Raw genomic sequence first — 17,531 nt, forward strand, 5'->3', positions numbered from 1 at the left:
GGTCTGCCCCTCACCGCTAAGAGTCGGTCAGGACGCGTGCCCGGTTCCCTCCTGACGGTGTGTCCTGTATCACTCTTCTAGGCTTGAGTTCGGGACGGGTGTGTTGTGCGTACCCACCCGTGACGAGCGGGCCCAGGATGCGAGGATGAGGGCCGTCATGACTGCTGGGTGGTGTGTGCGCACGATACGGGCTGCGGTGTTCGCGGCCGTCTGTGTGCTGCTCGCCGCCCTCGGTCACGTACTGATGTCGGGCGCGACGGTCCCGTGGTGGACCTTGGCGGCCGGTGTCCTGCTCACGGGCGGTGCGGGCTGGTGCCTGGCCGGCCGGGAGCGCGGGCTTGTGCTGGTCGTGACCGTTGTGGTGGCCGCCCAGGGCGGACTGCACGCGGCCTTCGAGTACGCGCAGTCCGCCACCGCCACCGCTGCCGGCCACGACATGGGCGCCGTGTCACCGCACACTGGCTCCATGGATGCCATGGGCGCCATGGAGATGGGGCACATGGGCGCGGACCACATGTCCATGGGCCACACATCCATGGGCCACGACATGGCCGGTACGTCCTCCCTCGGCATGCTCGCCGCCCACACCCTCGCCGCGCTGCTGTGCGGCCTGTGGCTGGGCCACGGTGAGCGGGCCGCGTTCCGCATCCTGCGTGCCGTCGCCGGGTGGCTGGCCGCCCCGCTGCGGCTGTCGCTCGCCCTGCCCGCGCCGCCGCACCGCCCGCGTCTCCGTCCACGGCGCGGCCGTTCCGACCGGGCGCCGCGGCTGCTTCCGCTCGTCCACACGATCACCTCTCGGGGACCCCCGGCGGGGATCGCTGTCTTCTGAGACAGCCGGTTCCCCGAGGCCGTGCGGACACGGACGTCGAGTCGTCGACGCCGACCGCGCCTCGGGCCTCGGCCGTACCCGTCGTACGGCCGTTCCCCGCAACTCCGGACTCCTCCGGTACGGCGTGCCCGTACGTCTCACGTGCCGCGGTGCCCGGCGGTGAAGCCGTCGTGCCCGCCGCCGCGCCCTTCGCCGTACCGGAGTCCGGTCTACCCGAGAAGGACTCAGGTGATCACTCCTGCCCTGCCCTCCTCACGCGGCACCCGCGTGAGAAGCACGATGGCGGACAACCCCTCCAAGACGGCCTCGTGGGACGAGGCGACGACCGCCTGGGCGCTCGCCGCCCGCGGCGGTGACCCGGACGCGGCCGACCGCTTCGTCCGCTCCCTGCACCGCGACGTCGTGCGGTACGTGGCCCATCTGTCCGCCGATCCGCAGGCCGCCGACGATCTGGCGCAGGACACGTTCCTGCGGGCGCTCGGCAGCCTGCACCGGTTCGAGGGCCGTTCGTCGGCGCGCGCCTGGCTGCTGTCCATCGCGCGCCGCGCGGTGATCGACAGCCACCGGTACGCCGCCGCCCGGCCACGCCTGTCCGACACCGACGACTGGACGCTGCTGGCGGAACGCGCCCAGCCGACCGGCCTGCCCGGCTTCGACGACGGCATCGCGCTGCTCGACCTGCTGGACGCCCTGCCCGACGAGCGCCGCGAGGCGTTCGTCCTGACCCAGTTGGCGGGCCTGCCCTACGCGGAGGCCGCCGAGATGAGCGACTGCCCCGTCGGGACGGTCCGCTCACGCGTGGCCCGCGCCCGGGCGACCCTCGTCGAGCTGCTGACCGAGGCCGAGGCCGAGTCCGAGGTGGACGCGGTGACCGTGGCCGAACCGGCTGCCGTGGCGGCCTGACCGGGAGACCCGGTGTCACTTCCCCCGGTTCCCCCGGCCGGGAACTGACACCGGGCTCGCCCCGACTACTGGATCGGGCGGCGGAGTTCCGCCCGTGCATCCAGCGAATTCGGGGAGTTTCGATGCGTTCTCGTGTGGGGCGGGCTACGACCGCCGCGGTGCTCGGCGGCCTGCTGGCGGCGGGCTGCGGCAGCGGGGGCGGCGACCCGGCGGGTCCCGTGACCGGCAAGGGCGGCGGCTCCGCGGGTTACCCGGTCACCGTCACCGACTGCGCGGGCGCCAGGACCACCTTCACCGACGCCCCGAAGAACATCGTCACCAGCAACGCCTCCAGCCTCGAACTGCTGCTCCGGCTGGGCGCCGGGGACAAGGTGATCGGCACCGGCTTCCCCCCCGGCAAGGGCACCCTGCCCGGCGAACTCGACGCGCGGGCCCAGCGGGTGAAGGTGCTCAGCGACACCGTCATCCCCAAGGAGAAGCTGCTCGGTTCCGGCGCCGACCTCTACATCGACACCTTCGCCTCGATGAACATGGGCGGCTCAATGGGGGACGCCCCGACCGAGGAGGAGTTCGAGGCGGCCGGCATCAAGCACACCTTCCTGAAGTCGACGGCCTGCGCCGCGATGAGCAAGCACCCGGTCACCGACCTCGCCGCCGTCCAGGACGACATCACCTCGCTCGGCGCGGTAACCGGGACCAGCGCGAAGGCGAAGGAACTCGTCGACGGGATGAAGACGAAGGTCGACGCCGTCCGGAAGGCGGTGGGCGGCACGCCCGAGGACGAGCGGCCCACATACTTCTTCTTCGACTACGACGCCGGCACCAAGCAGCCCCTGGCCGTCTGCAACCGCCAGGTCGCCAACGCGGTCATCACCCTCGCCGGGGCCCGCAACGTCTTCTCCGACTGCGACGGCGACCACAAGCAGGTCGGCTGGGAGGACGTGATCGCGAAGGACCCCGACTGGATCCAGCTCGGTGTGCGCGACCGGGGCAGCCAGGCCGAGAACGACAAGGCGTTCGACGAGGCCCAGAAGTGGCTGGAGTCCAACCCCGCCACCAAGGGCCTGAAGGCCGTCCAGGAGGGCCACTTCCTGCGCATCGGATCCGAGCGGACCACCATCGCCGGTGTCACCAACGCCGACACGGTCGAGGAGATCGCGAAGACCCTGTACCCCGGCAAGGTCGGCTGACCGGTGACCTCCCTGCTGTTGCGGCGCGAGGCGGCTCCCGAGCGCCGTACGCTGCCCGCCGGGCCGCTGGCGTCGGTACTGGGCGTTGTGCTCCTTGCCGCGCTGACGGCCGCCGTGGCCTGGGGCTCGACGTCCGTCCCCGCCGGCGAGGTGTGGAGCGTGGTGTGGCGGCGGCTGTCCGGCGAAGCGCCGCGTCCCGGCACGAACGACCTGATCGTGTGGCAACTGCGGGTACCGCGCGCCCTGTTGGCCGCACTCGTCGGCGCCGGACTCGGTCTCGTCGGCGCGGCCGTGCAGGCGCTGGTGCGCAACCCGCTGGCCGACCCCTACCTCCTGGGCATCTCCAACGGCGCCTCCCTGGGCGCGGTCGCCGCGATCGTGCTCGGCCTCGGGGCCGGTGGGACGCTGGGACTCGGGCTGTCCGGGGCGGCCTTCGCCGGTGCCCTGGCCACCTTCGCGCTCGTGTGGGCCGTTGCCCGGCGGGGCGGCGGATTCGCGCCGCTGCGGCTGGTGCTGGCCGGGGTGGCGATCGGGCAGTTCCTGTCCGGATTCACCAGCTATCTCGTGCTCCGGGCCGGCGACGAGCAGCAGACCCACAGCCTGCTGTTCTGGCTCATGGGCAGCCTCAGCGGCGCGAACTGGGACCTCCTGGCCGTACCGGCGGCCGCGGTGCCGGCCGGGTGGCTGTGCCTCCAGGCGCGCGCCCGGGGGCTGAACGCCCTGCTGATGGGCGACGAGACCGCGGCCGGACTCGGCATCGACGTCAACCGCCTGCGGCGCGAACTGTTCACGGTGACCAGCGTTCTGACCGGTGTCCTGGTCGCTGTCTCGGGCGCGATCGCCTTCGTCGCGCTGATGGTGCCTCACGTCTGCCGACTGCTCGTCGGCGGCGACCACAGGCGCCTGCTGCCGGTCTCCGCGCTGCTGGGGGCGCTGCTGCTGGTGGTCGTCGACATCGTGTGCCGTACGGCGATGGACACGCAGGAGCTGCCGGTGGGCGTGGTCACCTCGCTCATCGGGGCGCCGGCCCTGCTGTATCTGCTGGACCGGCGTCTGGGGAGCGGCAGTTGAGGATCGACATCGAGGACCTGCACGTCGCGTACGCCGGTCGTACGGTCGTCGCCGGCGCCCGTCTCATCGCCGCCGAGGGCGAGATCACCGGCCTGGTCGGGCCGAACGGCAGCGGCAAGTCCACACTCCTGCGCACCGTCTACCGGCATCTCGAGCCGACCGCCGGCCGGGTCCTTCTGTCCGGCACCGATCTGCGCCGGCTGAGCCCGGTCGAGGCGGCCCGTCATGTCGCCGCTCTCCCGCAGGAGCGGGGCGGCGACTTCGAGCTCACCGTCCGCGAGGTCGTCGCCATGGGCCGTACACCCTACAAGCGGGCCTTCGCCGGGGAGGACGCCACCGACCGGGACCTCGTCGCCCGCGCCCTCGCGGACGTCGGCATGGAGCGGCACACCGGGCGCCGCTTCACCGAACTGTCCGGCGGTGAACGCCAACGCGTCCTGCTGGCCCGCGCCTTCGCCCAGCAGCCGGACGTCCTGGTCCTGGACGAGCCCACCAACCACCTGGACATCCGCCACCAGGTCGAACTGCTCGCCCTGTTGCGCGACCGGCGCCGTACGACCCTAGTGTCGTTGCACGACCTCAACGCCGCCGCCTCCGTCTGCGACCGGCTGCATGTGCTGCACGAGGGCCACGTGGTCGCCTCGGGCCCACCCCTCGAGGTGCTGCGACCGGCCCTGCTCGCCGAGGTGTTCGGCGTGCGGGCGGCCGTGGCGGAGCATCCGCTGACCGGCGACCCGCTGATCGCCTTCGATCACCGGGCCCCGGCGGACGGTCCGAGCGGGCCGGTGGAGCCGGCCGGCGCGGGTATCCCCAAGTCGGCCCCGAGCGGTGTCTCGGAGGCTGGTCCCGGGCGGTCACGCGGGTGAGCGCCCACGATCACGAAAGGTGTGCACCATGACCGACATCCAAGGCCTGGACCCGGTGGCGACCTTCTGCGGCAACTGCGACTGCGGCTGTCCGCAACTGTTCGTCGACCCCACCGCCCCCGCCGAGCGCCGCGTGATCCTCACCGACGACTTCGGGCAACGGGTGCAGATGAGCGCCGACCAGTTCTCGTCGCTGGTCGCGGACGCCAAGTCCGGCAAGCTGGACGGCATCGCCACGGCCTGACGCCGTACAGGTCGGCACCCGGCGGGACCGGTGCCGACTCCGCTTTCACCATATTTCCGGCCACGTCCGGGAACTCGGTGCCCGGCGTCCCCGACCTCTGCAACGAAGCTGCCGAACGGCAGCCGGTCGTGAGGGGGAGGGGACGCGGGGGTGACGGACCGCCGCGGCGCCCGAGCGGACCACCGACACCGGCTCGACCTGATCCAGGAGTTCCCATGTGCGGAATCACCGGCTGGGCGTCCTTCCATCACGACGCCCGCACCCAGACCCCGGTCATCGAGGCCATGACCGCCACCCTCGCCCCGCGCGGCCCCGACGCGGGCGGCGTGTGGCTCGGTGAGCGGGCGGCGATCGGCCACCGCCGCCTCGCCGTCATCGACCTCGCGGGCGGTGCCCAGCCGATGACCGACCGGCCCGACACACCGACGCTGGTGCTCGGTCACAGCGGTGAGATCTACAACCATCACGAGCTGCGAGCCGAACTCCGGGGCCGTGGGCACCGGTTCCGCACCCGCAGCGACACCGAGGTCGTGCTGCGGGCCTACGCCGAGTGGGGCGAGGCGGTCGCCGAACACCTGGACGGGATGTTCGCGTTCGCCGTCTGGGACGAGCGTGCCGAACGGCTGCTCCTCGTGCGCGACCGGCTCGGCGTCAAACCGCTGTTCTGGGCGGCCGTCGACGGAGGCGTCGCCTTCGCCTCCGAGCCCAAGGCGCTCTTCCGGCACCCGGAGATACGGCCCCGGGTGGACGCGGACGGGCTCCGGGAGGCGTACAGCCTGCTGTTCAACACCGGGCCGACGGTCTGGTCCGGTGTGCGGGAGGTCGAACCGGGCGGCCTGCTCGTCCTGGACCGGGACGGCATCCGCGAGCGCCGCTACTGGCAGCTGGAGGCCGGTGCCCACGAGGACGACCGGGACGCCACCGTGGACCGGATCGGCAGCCTGATCAGCACCGCCGCCCGCGGCCAGTTGGAGGCGGACGTGCCGCTGTGCAGCCTGCTGTCCGGCGGTATCGACTCGACCGTCCTGACCGCCCTGCTCGCCGATGAACTCCGCCTGCGCGAGGGCCCGGACGCCCGCATCCGCTCCTGCGCCGTCGACTACAGCGACCAGGCCGAGCGGTTCACCGGCGACGTCCTGCGCACCGGCCACGACACCCCGTACGCCATCGAGGCGGGCGCGTTCATCGGCACCGACCACAGCACGGTCGTACTGGACCCGCGTACGCTGCTCGACCCGGAGCACCGCAGGGCCGTCGTCGTGGCCCGTGACTCGCCGATCGGCGTCGGCGACATGGACACCTCGCTGTATCTGCTGTTCGGGGAGATACGGCGGCACTCAACCGTCGCCCTGTCCGGCGAGGCCGCCGACGAGGTCTTCGGCGGCTACCCCTGGTTCCACGACCGCAGGGCGCTCGCCGCCGACACCTTCCCCTGGCTGCTGGTCACCGGCGACGAGGCCGCCATGCCGCTCAACCCCGAACTCGACCTGCGCATCGGCGAGTTCCGCGACGACACCTACCGCGACGCCCTGGCCGCCGTACCCCACCTCGACGGCGAGACGCCCACCGAGCACCGGCAACGCGAGCTGCAGCACCTGTCGCTGACCCGCTGGCTGCGCCAACTCCTCCACCGCAAGGACCGGTTGAGCATGGCGCGGGGGCTGGAGGTCCGCGTCCCCTACTGCGACCACCGGCTCGTCCAGTACGCCTTCGACACGCCCTGGGCGCTGAAGAGCTTCGACGGCCGGGAGAAGAGTCTGCTGCGCGCCGCCGGAACGGGGCTGGCGCCCGCATCGGTCCTGCACCGGTCCAAGAACCACTACCCGGCCACCCACCATCCCGACTACAACCGCGGCCTGCAGGAGCTGGCCCGGGACGCCCTCGCCGTCGAGCAGGTCCGGGCGCTGGCCGACGAGACCCGCCTGAAGCCCTGCCTCGACACGCCGCCCGAGCGCCTGGAGTGGGGCCACCGTCTCCGCCTCGAACGCGTCGTCGACCTCGCCCTGTGGCTGGACCACAACAAGCCCCAACTCGCCCTCTGAGGAGCCTCGTTCATGACCATCCAGGAACCCGGGACGGCCGCCGAGGCCCTGCCGGAGCCCGTACCGCTGATGGGCTGCCCCTACAAGGCCGACCCCTACCCGCTGTACGAGCGGATGCGGGAGGCCGGCCCGGTCCACCGCGTCCTCTTCCCCAGCGGCGTCCAGGCCTGGCTCGTCACCGGCTACACGGCCGCCCATGCCGCCCTGAACGACGACCGTCTCGGCAAGAACCACGACCGGGGCAACGACCGCTGGCGCGCCCGGGCCTCGATCATGCCCGAGCCACAGCACTCCCGGCTCCAGGTCCATCTCCTCCACCAGGACCCGCCCAGGCACACCCATATGCGGGGCCTCGTGACGGACGCCTTCACGCCGCGCCGCGTCGAGCGGCTGCGGCCCCGTTTCCAGGAACTGGCCGACTCGTCGGTCGACGCTCTTCCGGTGACCGGGCCCGCCGACCTGGTCACCGGTTTCGCCGCCCGCTTTCCCTTCCAGGTCCTCGCCGAAGTCATCGGGCTGCCGGGGGAGTTGGCCGCGCGTTTCGACCGCGACTGGGGCAAGGTCGTGCAGCCGGTCGGGCCGACGGATCCCGGGAGACCGCTGTACGAAGCCCGGCTGCACGGCCTGGAGAACTACATCGCCGAGGTCGTCGCCCACAAGCGCGAACACGCGGACGACGACCTGCTGAGCCACCTCGTCGGCGCCCGTGACCTGGGCGAACTGTCCCAGGAGGAGCTGGACTCGATGATCTTCCAGTTGCTGGTGGCGGGCCAGGAACCGGTCACGAACCAGATCACGACAGCCCTGATCGCCCTGCTGCGCCACCCCGAGCAGCTCGCCCGGCTACGCGACGACCCCGGCCTCCTGCCGCGCGCGGTCGAGGAACTCCTGCGTCATGACAGCGCCTTCGAGCTGACCACCTGGCGTTTCTTCGACCAGGACAGCGAGCTGCACGGCACCCGGATCCCGGCCGGCGACTCCGTGATCGTGTCGCTGTGCGCGGCCAACCGGGACCCGCGCCGGTTCGACAACCCCGACACGCTGGACCTGGACCGCTCGCCCAATCCGCACCTGGCTTTCGGCCACGGCATCCACTTCTGCCCCGGCGCCGCCCTCGCCCGTGCCGAACTGCAGATCGCGCTGGGCACCCTGCTCGCGCGCCTGCCCGGCCTGCACCTCGCCATCAGGGACGAGGACATCGAGTGGATCCCGGCAGTCCTGGGCCGCGGCACGAACCGGCTGCCCGTCGGCTACGACCGACGGCTCTGAGGCCGGGTGCCGGCTGATCCCCGTCCCGGATCCCGGCTGATCCCACCACCTGACCGACCGCGCCCGGCGCGCCGAGGCGCCATGCCGCCGTGCCCGCACGCCCCGGAGAAACGACATGCCGCTGACGACCGCACCGGACACCCGCCCCAAGACCACCGCTGTGCGGATCCTGAACCTCCTCCTGCCACACCACCGCACCACCGACAAGCCCCGCGCCACGGCCGAGGCGTTCCCCCATCAGCTACGCCGGATCACCGACTTCGTCCGCGAGGGCGCCCCCGTCCTCTTCACCCTGCCCGGCTTCCCCTGCAAGTCGCCCAACCCGGCCAAGACCCTGGGCCACCTCCCCGACATGGGCGAGCGCCTCTCCCTCACCTTCCTGGACAGGCTGTGCACGGAGATCGAGCGCATCCACCCGCCCGGCGCGCGCGTCGTCATCTGTTCCGACGGCCATGTCTTCGGTGACCTGATCCGCGTGCCCGACCACCACATAGATGCCTACTCGGACGAACTGCGCGTGCTCATAAGGCAGTCGGAGCTGCCCCACCTCTCGGTCTTCGACCTGCGCGACGTCCTCGGCGACCTCCCCCACGACACCAAACGCGCCCATGTCCACGACCGCTACGCCCCCACCCTGGACGGCCTGCGCGCCGAGGTCCGCACCCACGCCCCCACCCTCGCGCTGTACCGGGGCATCACCCGCTTCCTCGTCGAGGACACCGCCGGCTTCCGCGGCACCCGCTCCGCCCTCCAACGCGAGTGCCGCGGACGGGCGTACGGCGTCATCCAGCGCAGTCGCGCCTGGGGCGCCCTGATCGCCGAACACCACCCGCACGCCGTACGCCTGTCGATCCACCCCCAGCCGGCCGGCGCCGCCAAGTTCGGCATCCGGCTCCTCGACGCCCCCGACGCCTGGACCACCCCCTGGCACTCCGCCGCCCTGCACGAGCCGGACGGCACCTGGAGCCTCGTGCCCCGCGCCAGAGCCCAACACCTCGGCCGCCTGGTCCACCGCGACGGCAGGCCGAGCCACTTCGAGCGGGCACGCGACACCGGCGGTCAGCGCTTCCCGGCCACCGTCCGCAGGTAGGTGCCCAGCCGGGCGACGGCCGACGGGTTGCGCGGGCTCTCGACCAGGTCGACGTAGTCGAGGACGAAGATCCGCTGGTGCTCGACGGCGGACACCTTCCGCAGCGGCGCGTAGGAGAGCAGGAACTTCTTCTTCCGCTCGGCGCTCACATCGCCGTAGTCGCAGATCACGATGACGTCGGGGTCGCGCTGTACGACGCTCTCCCAGCCCACGGTGGTCCAGGAGTCCTCTACGTCGTGCATGACGTTGATCCCGCCGGCCTCGCTGATGATCTGCTCGGGGGCGGCGTAACGGCCGGAGGTGAACGGCTGGTCCTGGCCGCTGTCGTACAGGAACACCGTGGGCCGGTCGGAGCCCGTGGGGGCCTTCGCCCGGACCTCGGCGACCTGCTTCTTGAAGTCGGCGATCAGCGTGGCGGCCCGCTGCTCCACGCGGAACAGCTTCCCGAGGTTGGTGAGGTCGGCGTACAGGGCGTCCAGGGGCGGCATGATGCCGCGCGAGGTCTCCGTACGGCCGTTGCGGCAGGACTCGGTGAGGGTGTACGAGGGGACGCCCAGCTTCTTCAGGGCGTCGGGGGTGAAGCCGCCGTCCTCGCGGAAGCCGTAGTTCCAGCCGGCGAAGACGAGGTCGGCGCGGGCGTCGAGGACGTTCTCCTTGGTGAGCTGGTCCTTGGACAGCCACGTGACCTGGTCGTAGCCGTCCTTCCACGGCACGTTGGTCAGATCGCCCTTGTCGTCAGGCATGGCGAACCCGGCCATGCGGTCCTCGAGGCCGAGGGCGAACATCAGCTCGGTGATGCCGACGTCGTTGGTGACCACACGCTCGGGGACCTTGTCGTACGTCACCTCGCGGCCGCAGTTGGTGAGGGTGACTGCCGAGGACTTGGTGTCCGCCGGCTTCTCGACCGTGGCGCCGCAGCCGGTCGCGGTGACCGTCGCGGCGAGGCAGAGGGCGGTGGCTAGGAGCTTGCGCATGTGGGTCCTTGGGGCAGGAGGTCGAACAGGAGCTGGACCGCGCCGGTCTGCGGGTGCCGTACCGGATGGGCACGGACCCCGAACACCTCGGCGAGCAGGTCGGGTTGAAGCACGTCGTGCGGTGCGCCCGAGGCCACGACCCGGCCCTGGGCGATGACGTAAAGGACGTCGCAGTGCGCGGCGGCCAGGTTGAGGTCGTGCAGGGCGGCCAGCACGGTCACGCCGCTGGTGCGCACCAGGGACAGCACATCCAACTGGTGGGCGATGTCGAGGTGGTTGGTGGGCTCGTCCAGGACGAGCACCCGCGGTTGCTGGGCGAGCGCGCGGGCGATCAGCACGCGCTGCTTCTCGCCGCCGGACAGGGCGAGGAACCCGCGGCCGGCGAGGTGGGAGACGCCGGTGCGGTCCATGGCCGCGGCGCAGATCTCCCGGTCGGAGGCGGCCGTACGGCCTTGGTGGGGCAGCCGCCCCATGGCCACGACCTCGGCGACCGTGAAGTCGAACTCGGCCGACGACTCCTGCGGCAGCGCGGCCAGCACCCGGGCGGCCGCCCGGGAAGCCATGGTGTGCACGTCGTCCCCGTCCAGCCGCACCACGCCACCGGACGGACGCAGCGCCCGGTACACACAGCGCAGCAGCGTCGACTTGCCGCTGCCGTTCGGGCCGACGAGCCCGACGAACGTCCCACTGTCCACGCCGAGCCGGATGTCGTCGACGAGCCGTGTCCCGGCGGCGTCGACCGTGACGCCCTCAATGTCCAGCCGCATGGTCACCGCCCTCCGAAGGCGTAGCCGCCGCGCCGCATCAGCAGCAGGAACGCCGGCACCCCGACGACGGCCGTGATCACCCCGACCGGCAGCTCCGCGGGGGCCAGGAGGAGCCGCGACAGCAGGTCGGCCCACACCAGCAGCACCGCCCCGGCGAGCGGCGCCACGGCCAGCACCCGCCGATGATCGGCGCCGACCAGCATCCGCACGACATGCGGCACCATCAGCCCGACGAACCCGATGGCCCCGCTGACCGCGACCACGGTCCCGGTCATCGCGGCGGTGACGAGGAACAACTCCCGCCGCAGCCGCGCCGGTCGGACGCCGAGCGCGGCGGACGTCTCGTCGCCCAGGGCAAGGGCGTTCAGCGCCTCCGCCCGCCACCGCAGCCACGCCCACCCCGCCGCCACGGTCACCGCGGCGAGCGGCACCTGGGCCCAGGTCGCACCGCCCAGGCTGCCCAGCAGCCACATCATCGCGGACCGGGCGGCCTCACCCCGGGCGGCGCCGAACACCATGACGGTGGTGACGGCCTCGAAGCCGTACGCCAGTGCCGTCCCGGTGAGGATCAGCCGCAGCGGGGTGAGACCGTGCGGCGAGCGGGCCACGGCGTACACCAGCGTCATCGCCACGAGCGCCGAGCCGAAGGCGGACAGGGACAGGGCCCAGACCCCCAGCCCCGCGAACGCCCCCAGCAGGATCACGGCGTTGGCGCCCACCGCGGCGCCCGAGGAGATGCCCAGCACGAACGGATCGGCGAGCGCGTTGCGCACCATCGCCTGCACAGCGACCCCGACGGCCGCGAGCCCGGCTCCGACGACCGCGCCGAGCACGACGCGCGGCAGCCGGATCTCCCAGACGATGGTGTACGCGGCGACGTCCCGGACGTCGATGGCCCCGCCGGTCACCCCTGCCCACAGCAGCCGGAAGACATCGCCCCACCCGATGCCGGCGGCGCCGAGCCCGACCCCGCACACGAGCGAGACGAGCAGAACCAGCCCCAGTCCCAGGGCGAGAGGCACAACGGAGACGTGTGACGGACCCGGTCTCGGGGTCGACGTCGGTGTCCGGGTCGGACTTCGGTGCACGGGCGGGACGGTCCTTCGCCTCGGGCCGCCTGTGAACAGAGAGCAGGAGACAGCCCGTACGACCGTGCAGGCCGCGCGGTCCCCTCTCGCAGTCCACGGCGAGCAGTCAACGGGTCGCGCCAACCACGGGCAATCGGGCTCGCGCGACGGACGACCAGGTCCCCACGCACACCGTTGCGGGTCAGCGCCGGACTCTCACCGGACTTCCCCCGCGGGAGGCCCGGGGAGCGTAACAGAGGGAGACCGGACCGTTGTCAGTGCCCTACCAGGACCTGGTCGAGTTCTTCGGCGAGGCGGCCGATCGCGGCCTAGGGGCGTTCATGACCTTCAGCTTCCAGGGCCGAGGTGCGGCCGTCCAGGGACGGGTGAAGACTGGGACACGGCGGGCCGCTGCGCCCTGCCGACATCGACACGAGGTGCGAACGGATCCGCGGACCGCGCCCCCGCGGCCAGCCCGGACGCCGGCGCCGTCATCCGTGCGCGGTTCACCGTCTTCACACAGAGGGGTCCGGCCATGGGAGGCATCAACGCAACGGCACTGGACGGCTTGCGGGAGGGACTGCGGGGGCCTGTCATCACTCCTCGGGACCCGGGCTACGACGAGGCCCGCAGCATCTACAACGCCATGATCGACCGGCGGCCGGCCGCCTTCGCGAGTTGCGTGGACGTGGCGGACGTGCGGACCGTGATCTCCTTCGCCAGGGACACCGGAGCGGAGCTAGCCGTGCGCGGTGGCGGCCACAGCGGACCGGGTCTGTGTCTGGTCGACGACGCGCTCGTCCTCGACCTGTCGACGATGCGCGGGGTGGGCGTGGACCCGGGCGCGATGACCGCACAGGTGGCCGGCGGCGCGCAGTTGGGCGACCTGGACCACGCGGCCCACACGTTCGGCCTGGGTGTGCCGACCGGCATCATCTCGATGACCGGCGTGGGCGGCCTGACCCTCGGCGGCGGCCACGGTCATCTCACCCGCAAGTACGGCCTGACCGTCGACAGCCTGCTGTCCGCCGACGTCGTCCTCGCCGACGGCACCTTCGTCACCGCGTCCGAGGAGGAGCACCCCGAGCTGTTCTGGGCGCTGCGGGGCGGCGGCGGGAACTTCGGCGTCGTCACCTCGTTCACCTTCCGGCTGCACCCGGTGGGCACGGTCGGCGTAGCGGTGACCGTGTGGCCGGTCGACCGCACTCCGGAAGTGCTGCGCTGGTACCGGGAGTTCCTGCCCGCCGCGCCGCCGGACCTCAACGGCTTCTTCACCCTGTTCACCATCCCGTCCGGACCGCCCTTCCCCGAGCCGATCCACGGGCAGAAGATGTGCGGCGTCGTCTGGTGCTACACCGGTGACCTGGAGGACGGCCGTCTGGAACAGGCGCTGACCCCGGTGAACGAACCGGCGCCGTCCGCCTTCCACTTCACCACGCCCATGCCCTACCCAGGCCTGCAGGGCATGTTCGACGAGCTGATCCCGAAGGGCTTCCAGTGGTACTGGCGCGGCGACTTCTTCGACACGATCTCGGACGCGGCGATCGAGGTGCACCACAAGTACGGTGACAACCTCCCCACCGAGCTGTCCCTGATGCACCTGTATGCCGTGGACGCGCAGGCCCACCAGGTCGGCGCCGACGACACGGCCTGGGCCTACCGGGACGCCGTGTGGTCCGGAGTGATCGCGGGCGTCGACCCGGACCCCGCCAACGCCGGGCTGATCCGGCAGTGGGCCGTCGACTACTGGAGCGACCTGCATCCGCACTCCATGGGCGGCCCCTACATCAACTTCATGGGCGAAGGGGAGAGCCCGGACCGCGTGCGCGCCACCTACCGCGGCCACTACGATCGGCTGGCCGCGACGAAGCACACCTACGACCCGGACAACTTCTTCCACGCCAACCAGAACATCCCGCCTACGGCAGGCTGACCTCGGCCGCCCCCGTCGTTCACCGCCAAGGCCCCTGGGGTAGGGTCGCGGACGTGGTCGGCTACTGACGGGTAGTGCACCGGTGCGGGGAGTGTCGGAGGATCAGCGGGCAGATGGAGTCCGAGGTCGGTGGGAGCGGATCCGTGGGCGTCGACGGCGCCAGGCTGGAGGAGTTGGCTCCCCAGCCGTTGCTGACCCGCGACTACGAGACGCGTCCCTCGCTCGTGTACGAGCGGCTGAGGCAGCAGCACGGACCCGTCGCCCCGGTCGACCTGCTGGGCGTGCCGGCCTGGCTGGTGCTCGGCTACCGCGAGGCGCTGCAGGTACTCCAGGACGACGACGGCTGGCCGAAGGGGCTGGAGAACTGGCGGGCCCGCTCGGCAGGTGAAGTGCCCGCCGACTGGCCGCTCGGGCCGTCCCTGGAGGTCAACCACGTACTGATCCAGGGCGGTCCCGCACACCAACCGCTCCGGACGGCGTGGGACGCGGCGCTCAAGCCGTTCCAGGACCCATCGCATCCCCAGGCGAAACGGCTGAAGGCCGCCGTCACCGCCTACGCCGACGAACTGATCACCCTCCTCGGGCAGGGCGGCGGCACGGGCGTGGCGGACCTGTCCGCACAGTTCTCCCGCCCGCTTCCGCTGATGGTGGCCAGTCATCTGCTCGGCTTCCCCGGCTCGCAGGGCGACGACGCGCTGATGGACATGTGGCGGGTACTGGACGCCGGACCGGACGCGGAGCCCGCCCTGGAGCGGCTGCTGGCGACGCTCGCCGAACTGGCCGCCGTGAAGCTGACGGAGCCGGGGGACGACTTCCCCTCGTCTCTGCTGGCCGCGCATCCCGGACTCTCCCTAGACGAGCTGGCCCGTGAGCTGTTCATGCTGCTCGGCATGACCTCCGACCACGTCGGCATCCTCATGTCCAACACCGTGGTCGAGGTCATCTCCGGGGACGTCGGCGTCCGCGCCAGCCTGTCCGCCGGGATGATCCGGGAGACCATGAACCGCGTCGTCATGCGCAAGCCGCCGCTGGTGAACTTCGTGCCGCGCTTCGCCGCCGAGGACACCCCGCTCGGCAACTACACGATCCGCGCGGGCGACCCGGTGTGGGTCTCCTCCGCCGCCGCGCACGCCGACCCGCTCTTCGCCGACCACGTGGCGCCGAACAGCACGATCAGCACCCGGGCCCACCTGTCCTGGGGCGCGGGCCGCCGCCAGTGCCCGGCGCGTGAGCTCGCCTCCACGGTCGCGGCGGTCGGCGTGGGCCGGCTGTTCGAGCGGTTCTCCCATCTCGACCTCGCCCTCCCCGCCGACCAACTGCTCTGGCGCTCCTCACCGTTCATGCGCGGCCTGCGCTCACTGCCCGTAAGGTACGAACTCGCCCCGGTGACGGGAAAACCCCCGGTGTCCGAGCGGTCACCCCCTGCGGCGGACGTCGGCACAGCTGATGGAGCCGGACACGGCGGCGCAGTCTGCACCGGAGGCGATCGAGCCGGTGCTGCCGGATCAGGGCACCCGGCAGCGCTCGTCCCTGTGGCGCTATCTCACCGGCCTGATCCGCACCGGTCGCTGACCAGGGGCGCCGCAACCGGCCCGGTGATCGACTGGAGGGCAGTGCGGCGGCGGCGTACGGTCGAATGGTGGCGGGAACCAGAACCGACCACCCGCCGCTGGCGCGACGCCATGAGCAATCCGGAGCCGGCCCCCGAAGCACGGACCACCCCGCAGGAGACGGAGCGGGGCGACGGCCGTGGCAGCGGTATGGCGCTACTGGTCATCGCGTCCTGTCAGCTGATGGTGGTGCTCGACATCACCATCGTGAACATCGCCCTCCCGGACATCCAGCGTTCGCTCGACTTCTCCACGACGAGCCTGTCCTGGGTGATCAACGCCTACACGCTCACCTTCGGCGGCCTGCTGCTGCTCGGCGGCAGAATGGGCGACATCCTCGGCAGACGGCGCGTCTTCATCTTCGGTGTACTGCTCTTCGTCCTCGCCTCGCTGCTCGGCGGCATGGCCCAGAACTCGTGGCAACTCCTCGCCGCACGCGCCCTCCAGGGTGTCGGCGGTGCCATCGCGTCCCCGACCTCCCTCGCTCTCATCAGTACGACCTTCCGTGAAGGGCCCGAACGCAACCGGGCGTTCGGCGTCTTCGCCGCGGTATCGGCGGGCGGCGGCGCGATCGGACTGCTGGCGGGCGGCATCCTCGTCGAGTGGCTCAACTGGCGCTGGGTGCTGTTCGTCAACGTGCCCATCGGGCTGCTCATCGCGCTCGCCACGCCGCGCTGGATCCCGGAGTCCGAGCGCCATCCCGGGCACTTCGACATAGCGGGCGCGCTGACCTCCACCATCGGCATGGTGCTGCTGGTGTACGGGTTCATCCGGGCCGCGCAGGACGGCTGGCGGGAGGGGCTCACACTGGCCGCGTTCGGCGGGGCCGTGGTGTTCCTGCTGCTGTTCATCCTGATCGAGCGGCGCTCCCGGCAGCCGATCACGCCCCTGCACATGTTCGCGGACCGCAACCGCGCGGGCACCTACGGCATGATGCTGAGCCTGGCCGCCGCGATCTTCGGCATGTTCTTCTTCCTCACCCTCTTCGTGCAGAACGTGCTGGACTTCAGCCCGATCCAGGCCGGGCTGGCCTTCCTCCCGGTGAGCGCCGTCATCGCGGTGGGTGCCGGTCTCGCCTCCCAACTCCTGCCGAGATACGGGCCGAAGCCCTTCATGGTGACGGGCGCGATCCTGGCCGCCGCGGGCCTTGCGTGGCTGACCCTGACCGATGTCCACTCCACCTACGCGGGCAGCATTCTCGGCCCCATCCTCGTCTTCAGCCTCGGCATGGGCATGGAGTTCGTGTCCCTGACGCTGATGGCACTGTCCAATGTGCGGATCCACGAGACGGGTGCCGCCTCCGGACTCCTCAACGCCACCCAGCAGGTCGGCGGCTCCCTCGGACTGTCCATCCTGGTCACGATGTTCGGAACGGCCAGCAACAACGAGGCCGACAAACAGATCCCCGCCTTCCTGGCCCAGGCGACCCCCGTGGAGCGGCTGCGCTTCGAACGCACGGGCCAACTGCCGGCGCACTACGCCGACGAGGTCCTCACGGCGGGAGTCTCCGCCGCCTTCATCATGGCCGCGATCTTCACCGCGATCGCCGCGGTGATCGCCCTCCTCGTCATCCAGGTCCGCCCCTCCGACCTGGAACGGCTCCAGGGCGGAGGAATGCCGACGCCCTGACTGGATGCCTGTCGTTGGCACACCCGTCACCCTGCGCTCTTACTGTG

The 17,531-nt window shown here is 71.6% G+C and carries 14 protein-coding genes and 1 pseudogene; 12 read left to right on the top strand and 3 right to left on the bottom strand.

The features are described 5' to 3' along the window. The first annotated feature begins 157 nt into the window (after positions 1-157). From IF78_RS0130420 to IF78_RS0130460, 9 genes are all read left to right on the top strand, one after another. The gene (locus IF78_RS0130420) at positions 158-829 is read left to right on the top strand and encodes a hypothetical protein (RefSeq protein ID WP_031481545.1); all 672 of its coding nucleotides are present in this window, start codon (positions 158-160) and stop codon (positions 827-829) included. A 228-nt stretch (positions 830-1,057) separates the two neighbouring features. Further along, positions 1,058-1,732, top strand: a complete 675-nt coding sequence (locus IF78_RS0130425; protein WP_031481547.1) for a sigma-70 family RNA polymerase sigma factor — start codon at positions 1,058-1,060, stop codon at positions 1,730-1,732. 122 nt (positions 1,733-1,854) lie between these two features. Continuing rightward, a complete protein-coding gene (locus tag IF78_RS0130430) occupies positions 1,855-2,922 on the top strand; it encodes an ABC transporter substrate-binding protein (RefSeq protein ID WP_031481549.1) in 1,068 nt (355 codons plus the stop codon). A 3-nt stretch (positions 2,923-2,925) separates the two neighbouring features. Then, entirely contained in the window at positions 2,926-3,993 is a 1,068-nt protein-coding gene (locus IF78_RS0130435) for a FecCD family ABC transporter permease (RefSeq protein WP_031481551.1), read from the top strand. Beyond that, the gene (locus IF78_RS0130440) at positions 3,990-4,859 is read left to right on the top strand and encodes an ABC transporter ATP-binding protein (protein WP_051828293.1); all 870 of its coding nucleotides are present in this window, start codon (positions 3,990-3,992) and stop codon (positions 4,857-4,859) included. The genes IF78_RS0130435 and IF78_RS0130440 overlap by 4 nt, the downstream gene beginning before the upstream one ends. A 28-nt stretch (positions 4,860-4,887) precedes the next feature. Continuing rightward, a complete protein-coding gene (locus IF78_RS0130445; protein ID WP_031481555.1) occupies positions 4,888-5,103 on the top strand; it encodes a hypothetical protein in 216 nt (71 codons plus the stop codon). 215 nt (positions 5,104-5,318) lie between these two features. Next, entirely contained in the window at positions 5,319-7,145 is a 1,827-nt protein-coding gene (gene asnB, locus IF78_RS0130450) for an asparagine synthase (glutamine-hydrolyzing) (RefSeq protein ID WP_031481557.1), read from the top strand. A 12-nt stretch (positions 7,146-7,157) separates the two neighbouring features. Further along, complete coding sequence (locus IF78_RS0130455) at positions 7,158-8,414, top strand: cytochrome P450 family protein (protein ID WP_031481559.1); 1,257 nt, start codon at positions 7,158-7,160, stop codon at positions 8,412-8,414. Between the two features lie 115 nt (positions 8,415-8,529). Further along, positions 8,530-9,504, top strand: coding sequence for an L-tyrosine/L-tryptophan isonitrile synthase family protein (locus tag IF78_RS0130460; RefSeq protein WP_031481561.1), 975 nt, complete (start codon positions 8,530-8,532; stop codon positions 9,502-9,504). Here IF78_RS0130460 and IF78_RS0130465 read toward each other — a convergent pair. The 3 genes from IF78_RS0130465 to IF78_RS0130475 are packed head-to-tail and all read right to left on the bottom strand — an operon-like array spanning position 9,474 to position 12,267. After that, positions 9,474-10,478 carry an ABC transporter substrate-binding protein gene (locus IF78_RS0130465; protein WP_031481563.1) on the bottom strand — a complete coding sequence of 335 codons (1,005 nt, stop codon included), beginning with the start codon at positions 10,476-10,478 and terminating at the stop codon, positions 9,474-9,476. The genes IF78_RS0130460 and IF78_RS0130465 overlap by 31 nt on opposite strands. Then, the gene (locus IF78_RS0130470) at positions 10,463-11,245 is read right to left on the bottom strand and encodes an ABC transporter ATP-binding protein (RefSeq protein ID WP_031481565.1); all 783 of its coding nucleotides are present in this window, start codon (positions 11,243-11,245) and stop codon (positions 10,463-10,465) included. The genes IF78_RS0130465 and IF78_RS0130470 overlap by 16 nt, the downstream gene beginning before the upstream one ends. Before the next feature lie 2 nt (positions 11,246-11,247). Further along, on the bottom strand, positions 11,248-12,267 hold the full coding sequence (locus IF78_RS0130475) for a FecCD family ABC transporter permease (RefSeq protein WP_051828294.1): 1,020 nt from the start codon (positions 12,265-12,267) through the stop codon (positions 11,248-11,250). Positions 12,268-12,847: 580 nt separating this feature from the next. On the opposite strand from IF78_RS0130475, the gene IF78_RS0130480 reads away from it, so the two are divergent. The 3 genes and pseudogenes from IF78_RS0130480 (at position 12,848) to IF78_RS0130485 (ending at position 17,484) form a co-directional block, all read left to right on the top strand. Further along, the gene (locus tag IF78_RS0130480) at positions 12,848-14,245 is read left to right on the top strand and encodes an FAD-binding oxidoreductase (RefSeq protein ID WP_031481569.1); all 1,398 of its coding nucleotides are present in this window, start codon (positions 12,848-12,850) and stop codon (positions 14,243-14,245) included. Positions 14,246-15,258: 1,013 nt separating this feature from the next. Further along, positions 15,259-15,474, top strand: a pseudogene (locus IF78_RS49850) (cytochrome); the annotation flags it as partial. 531 nt (positions 15,475-16,005) lie between these two features. Next, positions 16,006-17,484 carry an MFS transporter gene (locus IF78_RS0130485; RefSeq protein WP_031481571.1) on the top strand — a complete coding sequence of 493 codons (1,479 nt, stop codon included), beginning with the start codon at positions 16,006-16,008 and terminating at the stop codon, positions 17,482-17,484. Positions 17,485-17,531: the final 47 nt, after the last annotated feature.

Origin of the sequence: Streptomyces bicolor (genome assembly GCF_000719285.1) — a bacterium.
Classification (GTDB): domain Bacteria; phylum Actinomycetota; class Actinomycetes; order Streptomycetales; family Streptomycetaceae; genus Streptomyces; species Streptomyces bicolor.